A 5,914-nucleotide genomic window follows, 5' to 3' on the forward strand; every position below is an offset into this window, starting at 1 on the left:
CCGTGCGGTGTCCTCACTGCGGGTCCGCCGAGACCGAGTTGCTGTCGCCGTTCTCGTCCACCGCCTGCAAGGCCCTGCGGCGGTGCACCGCCTGCCTGGAGCCCTTCGACCACTTCAAGGAGCTGACGTGACCTCCGCCGCCGCACGCCGGGGGCACGCCGTCTTCCACGACCTCAAGGTCGCCGACATCCGCCGCCTCACGCCCGACGCCGTCGCCGTCACCTTCGCCGTCCCGCCCGAGCTGCGCGCCGCGTACGGCTTCCGGGCCGGGCAGCACCTCGCCCTGCGGATCCCCACCGGCACCGACGGCGGCGCGAGCGACCGGCGGACGTACTCGATCTGCTCCCCCGAGGACCCGGAGCCCGCCGAGCTGACCGTCGGCGTCCGCGAGGTCGCCGACGGCGCCTGCTCGCCGTACGTCAACAGGCGGCTCGCGCCGGGGGAGACCCTGCCCGTGCTCACCCCCGCCGGCCGCTTCGGGCTGCGCGGCACCCCCGTTCCCGGCGGGCGCTACGGCGCGGTGGTCGGCGGCAGCGGCATCACGCCCGTGCTCTCCATCGCCGCGACCCTCCTGGGGCGCCACCCGCGGGCCCGCTTCTGCCTCGTCCGCAGCGACCGGTCCGCCGACTCGGCGATGTTCCTGGAGGAGGTCGCGGACCTCAAGGACCGCTATCCCGACCGGCTGCAGGTCGTGCAGTCGCTCAGCCGCGAGGAGCAGCAGGCCGGGCTGACCGCCGGGCGGCTGGACGCGGCGCGGCTGGCGGAGCTGCTGCCCGCGCTGCTGCCGGTGGCGGAGGTCGCGGGCTGGTTCCTGTGCGGCCCCTTCGGGCTCATCCAGCAGGCGGAGCGGGGGCTGCGCGCGCTCGGCGTGCCGCGCGGCCGGATCCACGAGGAGATCTTCCACGTCGACGACGCCCCGGCGCCCGAGCCGGCCGCCGGCGACGCACCCGAGCACAGCACGCTGACCGCCACCCTCGCGGGCCGGTCGGGGAGTTGGCCGCTGCGCCCCGGCGAGAAGCTCCTCGACGCGGTGCTGCGGGCCCGCCCGGACGCCCCGTACGCGTGCAGAGGCGGCGTCTGCGGTACGTGCCGGGCGTTCCTGGTCCGCGGCGAGGTCCGGATGGACCGCAGCTACGCGCTGGAGCCGGACGAGCTGGCCGCCGGGTATGTGCTGGCGTGCCAGTCGCACCCGGTGACGGAGCAGGTCGAGCTGGACTTCGACCGCTGACCCGGCCTGGCCCGACCCGACCCGACTCGGGGCGGGCGGGACGCGGCGTGCGTCAGAGCACGTGCCCCTGCGCGCCCTTGTCGTCCACGACCGGCCGGCCGGCGGCGGCCCACGCCTCCATGCCACCCGCGACGTTCACGACGTCCATCCCCTGCTGCGCGAGGTACATCGCCACCTGCGCCGAGCGCCCGCCGGAGCGGCAGATCACGTTGATCCGGCCGTCCTGCGGCGCCGCCTCCGTCACCTCGCCGTAGCGCGCGGCGAACTGGCTCATCGGGACATGCAGGGCGCCCTCGGCGTGACCGGCCTGCCACTCGTCGTCCTCGCGGACGTCCAGCAGGAAGGCGCTGTCCGTCAGCTCGTCGATGCCGACCGTGGGTACGTGACCAAAGCTCATGCCCCGACGCTACCGGACCGCCGCCGCCCGGCGCCCGGCGCCGCCGCCCGTCCCGGCGTCAGCCGCGGGCCAGTTCCGCGAGCGTCGTCTCCTTCTCCGCCACCCGCGCCAGCAGCTCTTCGGCGATCTCCTCCAGCAGCCGGTCCGGGTCGCCGGGCGCCAGCTTCAGCATCTGGCCGATCGCGCCGTCCTCCAGCTGCTTCGCGACCGACACCAGCAGCTCCTTGCGCTGGGCCAGCCACTCCAGCCGCGCGTACAGCTCCTCGGTGCGGCTGCGCCGGGGCTCCTCGGGCGCGGGGCCGGCCTCCCACTCCGCCTTGAGCGCGGTCAGCGCCTCGACGTCCCCGGAGGCGTACGCGATGTTCACGCGGGCGATGAAGGCGCTGCGCCGGTCCGACTCGTGCTCCTCCTGGGCGAGGTCGGGGTGCGCCATGCGGGCCAGCTCGCGGTAGAGCTTGCGGGCCTCCTCGCTGGGCCGCACCCGCGGCGGCGGCGACACCGGCCGGCCGGTGAGCATGTCGGCCGCCTCCGGCGAGAGCCCGTCGGAATCGAGCCAGCCGCCGAAGAGCTCCTCGACGCCGGGCATCGGCATGACCAGCGCCCGCGCCTCGTCGGCCCGGCGCTTGTCCTCGGGGTCCCCGGTCTGCTCGGCGCGGGCCTCGGCGATGAGGGCGTCCAGCTCGTCGAGGCGGCTGTACATGGGGCCGAGGCGCTGGTGGTGGAGGCGGGAGAAGTTGTCGACCTCGATACGGAACGTCTCGACGGCCACCTCGAACTCGATGAGGGCCTGCTCCGCGGCCCGTACGGCGCGCTCCAGCCGCTCGGCGCCGCTGTCGGCGCGGGCGTGCTCGTCGTCGGGGGGCGTCTGCTCGTCGGGTTCCGCGGGTTCCGTCACCCCGCCAGCGTACGGGGTGGGCCGGGGGGCGGGACGGCCAGTTCCGCGAGGAGTGGCCTGCCCCATACGGACCGCGCCCCACCGCCGCGGGCCCCGCCCGGCACCGCTCCCGACACACGCCCGGCCCCGGTCCGGCACCGCCTCCGGAAACGGCGAGACCGGCGACGGCTGGGCCGCCGCCGGTCCGCCGACCGGGCAGGGGCGGGAGGACCACGGGCCCGGGGGCCCGGGGATCCACCGCCTCAAGAGCCGTTACCGGCTCGGACGTTGACTCGGACGTGCGCTCAGACGTTGACGCCGAAGTCCTGCGCGATGCCGCGCAGCCCCGAGGCGTACCCCTGGCCCACGGCGCGGAACTTCCACTCGGCCCCGTTGCGGTACAGCTCGCCGAAGACCATGGCGGTCTCGGTCGAGGCGTCCTCGCTGAGGTCGTAGCGGGCGATCTCGTTGTTGTCGGCCTGGTTGACGACGCGGATGAACGCGTTCCGCACCTGGCCGAAGCTCTGCTGGCGGCTCTCGGCTTCGTAGATCGACACCGGGAAGCTGATCTTCTCGATCTCGGCGGGCACGCCCGCGAGATTCACCTTCACCTGCTCGTCGTCACCCTCGCCCTCACCGGTGAGGTTGTCACCGGTGTGCTCGACGGAGCCGTCGGGGCTCTTGAGGTTGTTGAAGAAGATGAAGTGCTGGTCAGAGGATACCTTCCCGTCCGCGCCGAGCAGCAGTGCGCTCGCGTCGAGGTCGAAGTCGGCACCGGTAGTGGAGCGCACGTCCCAACCGAGGCCGACGACGACGGCAGTGAGCCCCGGCGCCTCCTTCGTCAGCGAGACGTTTCCACCCTTAGCGAGGCTGACACCCATGAATTACCCTGCCCCAATCCGGCGCGGGCCGCGCCGCTTGACGAACATTGCTGGGCCCGGCTGACCGTGGCACCCACTGGTGCAACGAGCACCCCGGGACCCCGGTTCCCGTCAGCGTACGGCGACGAATCGGACCTCGTGTCCTCGGGTCTACCACCTTCGCCGATCGCCCCGGAACCCCCCGGGCGGCGCGTTACGCCGTCCGGGCGTTTCACGTGAAACACGACCCCGGCCACCCGGCCGGGACCCGTGCCGCGCCCCAATCGTTTCATAGCTCGCTGACCAGCGCTTTCCGGTCTTACGACGCCAACCGTCCCGTCAGCCCCCGGCGACGAGGCGCGCCAGCAGCCCCTCCACCCCGGCGAGCTGCGCCGCGCCCTTGCCGGACGCCGCGACGAACCCGTCCGGACGCAGGAGCAGCCAACCCGTCCGGCGGTGGGCGACATGGGCGTACGCGAGCACGTCCGGGTGGGCGCCGGCCAGCCGCTCGGCGGCGGGCCGCAGGTCGGCGGCGTCGCCGGGGCCCAGCGTGAGGAGGCGGAAGCCGTCCTGCCCGGCGCCGGCGGCCGGGACCCACAGGGGCGTCCGGCTGCCGGGGGCCGGCAGGCCGCGGGGCGGCTTGGGCGTGGGGGCGCCGAAGAGCACGTCGGGGTAGCGGGTCAGCCGGCCGGCCAGCATGGGTGCGTACCAGCGGCGCAGCGTGCCGGTGGCCTGCATCAGGGCCCACACCCCGTTGCGTACGCGGGCGGCGACAGGACCGGCGGCGGCCTGCCGGATCATGCGGCCCGTCGTCTGGACGACCTGCTCGGCGACGGCGCGCCGCTCGGTGGTGTAGCTGTCGAGCACCGCCGGGGACAGGGTGCCGTGGATCACGCCGGCCAGCTTCCAGGCCAGGTTGCGGCCGTCCTGGATGCCGAGGTTGAGCCCCTGCCCGCCGACGACGGAGTGGACGTGGGCGGCGTCGCCGGCGAGGAACACCCTGCCGGAGCGCATGGTCCGGGCGATCCGCTCCTGGCTGGTGAAGGAGTCGACGGTGGTGGCGGTGGTGAAGCGCAGCCCGCCGGGGCCGCGTTCGTCGAGGATCTCCTGCACCGCCTCCCGCGTCATCGGCATGTCGGGCGGGACCGGGCCGGAGATGCGGACCTGGCCGCCGGGCAGCGGGGAGAGCAGCACGGTGCCCTTGCGGCCGAGGTAGTACTGCACCGCGTCGCGCCCGAAGTCGCCGGTCACCTCCCCCTCGGCCAGCAGGAACGTCATCGGTACGCTGCCGCCCTCGAACGGGATGCCGAGCTTCTGCCGCACCGTGCTGCCGACGCCGTCGGCGCCGATCAGCCAGGGCGCCGTGACGGTCTCCCGCGCACCGTCGGGGCCCTCGGTGGTGAGGGTGACGGTGTCGTCGGCGGTGCCGACGCCGGTGACGCGGACCCCGTACTCGACCCGGCCGCCGAGCTTTTCGAGGACGCCCAGCAGCAGTTGCGTGGTCTCCTGCTGCGGCAGCACCAGCGGTTCGTTCGCCTTGCCCAGCGCGACGCGGAGCGCCTTGCCGTCGGGCATGTGGTACGCGAGGGCGGCGGGCCGCACGCCGCGCGCCAGCGCGTCGTCGAGCATGCCGAGCCCGTCGAGTACGTCGAGGGTCGGCGGCCAGAGCAGGACGGCCCGGGAGCCGGTGTGCGGTTCGGTGTCGGCCTCCAGCAGCCGTACGGGCAGGCCGAGCCGCAGCAGTTCGCAGGCGGTCACCAGACCGCCGGCCGCACCGACTCCTCCGCCAGCCCCAGCGACGATCCCCACACCGCCCCCTCCGTCCGCCCCGTCTCCGCGAGCACCCCCGCGACCTCGCCCGCCAGCCGGCCGAACTTGTACGCCACCACCGTCCCCGGCCCCCGCAGCGCCTCCTTGAGGACCGCCGTGCCCGCCGTCACCGGCACCAGCGTCAGCGGCTCCGTGCCCTCCGCGAGCACCGTGCCGCCGCGCGCCGCCAGGTCCTGCATCGCGGTGATGCCCGGCACGCTCTCGATCCGTACGTCCGGAAGCAGGGCCGTGACGGTCCCGGCGAGGTAGGTGAAGGTCGAGTACACGTTGGGGTCGCCGAGGGTGGCGAACGCCACCGAGCGGTGCTCGCGCAGCAGTTCCGCGACCCGGGCGCCCGCCGCGTCCCACGCCGCTTCGCGGCGTGCGGCGTCGCTGCGCTCGTTGAGCGCGAAGACGACGCGTACGACCTTCGCCTCGTCGGCGTAGTGCAGGACCGTCGCCTCCGCGCGTCCCGTGCCGCCGCCCTCCATCACGGGCACGACGACTACCGCCGCCGCCCGCAGCGCGCCCGCGCCCTTGACCGTGACCAGCTCCGGGTCGCCGGGGCCCACCCCGACGCCGACGAGTCGCATGCTCATGCCGTTTCACACCCTTCGACGAGCCGGCGCGCCATGGCGGGGGCGGCGGCCCAGTGCACGTGCAGGTACGAGGCGTGGACACCGCCCCGTACGAATCCTTCGACGCGCCGCGCCGGCCGCGTCATCCCCCATGCGGGCGTCTCGCCG

At 74.6% G+C, this 5,914-nt stretch carries 6 protein-coding genes and 2 pseudogenes; 2 read left to right on the forward strand and 6 right to left on the reverse strand.

Going from position 1 to position 5,914, the window contains the following annotated elements; all coding sequences use genetic code 11:
- Both H5J30_RS36740 and H5J30_RS14935 read left to right on the forward strand, forming a co-directional pair.
- The coding region (locus tag H5J30_RS36740) for a PaaD-like zinc ribbon domain-containing protein (protein WP_445194941.1) at positions 1 to 131 on the forward strand (131 nt) is incomplete at its 5' end.
- Positions 128 to 1,228, forward strand: coding sequence for a 2Fe-2S iron-sulfur cluster-binding protein (locus H5J30_RS14935; RefSeq protein ID WP_181787922.1), 1,101 nt, complete (start codon positions 128 to 130; stop codon positions 1,226 to 1,228). The genes H5J30_RS36740 and H5J30_RS14935, both read left to right, overlap by 4 nt.
- A gap of 52 nt (positions 1,229 to 1,280) precedes the next feature.
- Here H5J30_RS14935 and H5J30_RS14940 read toward each other — a convergent pair whose 3' ends face one another.
- From H5J30_RS14940 to H5J30_RS36745, 6 genes and pseudogenes are all read right to left on the reverse strand, one after another.
- Positions 1,281 to 1,625 (reverse strand): rhodanese-like domain-containing protein, encoded by a 345-nt coding sequence (locus H5J30_RS14940; protein ID WP_181787923.1) that lies wholly within the window; start codon positions 1,623 to 1,625, stop codon positions 1,281 to 1,283.
- Positions 1,626 to 1,683: 58 nt separating this feature from the next.
- Positions 1,684 to 2,520, reverse strand: coding sequence for a J domain-containing protein (locus tag H5J30_RS14945; protein ID WP_181787924.1), 837 nt, complete (start codon positions 2,518 to 2,520; stop codon positions 1,684 to 1,686).
- Positions 2,521 to 2,804: 284 nt separating this feature from the next.
- Positions 2,805 to 3,380 (reverse strand): TerD family protein, encoded by a 576-nt coding sequence (locus H5J30_RS14950; protein ID WP_027745030.1) that lies wholly within the window; start codon positions 3,378 to 3,380, stop codon positions 2,805 to 2,807.
- A 318-nt stretch (positions 3,381 to 3,698) separates the two neighbouring features.
- Positions 3,699 to 5,117: an FAD-dependent monooxygenase gene (locus H5J30_RS14955; protein WP_309505536.1), complete on the reverse strand. Its 1,419-nt coding sequence runs from the start codon at positions 5,115 to 5,117 to the stop codon at positions 3,699 to 3,701.
- 5 nt (positions 5,118 to 5,122) lie between these two features.
- Positions 5,123 to 5,767 (reverse strand): annotated as a pseudogene (cobI, locus tag H5J30_RS14960) (precorrin-2 C(20)-methyltransferase); the annotation flags it as partial.
- Positions 5,764 to 5,914, reverse strand: a pseudogene (locus tag H5J30_RS36745) (cobyrinate a,c-diamide synthase); the annotation flags it as partial. The pseudogenes cobI and H5J30_RS36745, both read right to left, overlap by 4 nt.

It is taken from the genome of Streptomyces phytophilus (assembly GCF_013870535.1).
GTDB classification, from domain to species: domain Bacteria; phylum Actinomycetota; class Actinomycetes; order Streptomycetales; family Streptomycetaceae; genus Streptomyces; species Streptomyces phytophilus.

Excerpts from the sequence above, each read along its gene's own strand:
- H5J30_RS14940 (WP_181787923.1), bottom strand. The coding sequence starts at position 1,625 with ATGAGCTTTGGTCACGTACCCACGGTCGGCATCGACGAGCTGACGGAC.
- H5J30_RS14950 (WP_027745030.1), bottom strand. The coding sequence starts at position 3,380 with ATGGGTGTCAGCCTCGCTAAGGGTGGAAACGTCTCGCTGACGAAGGAG.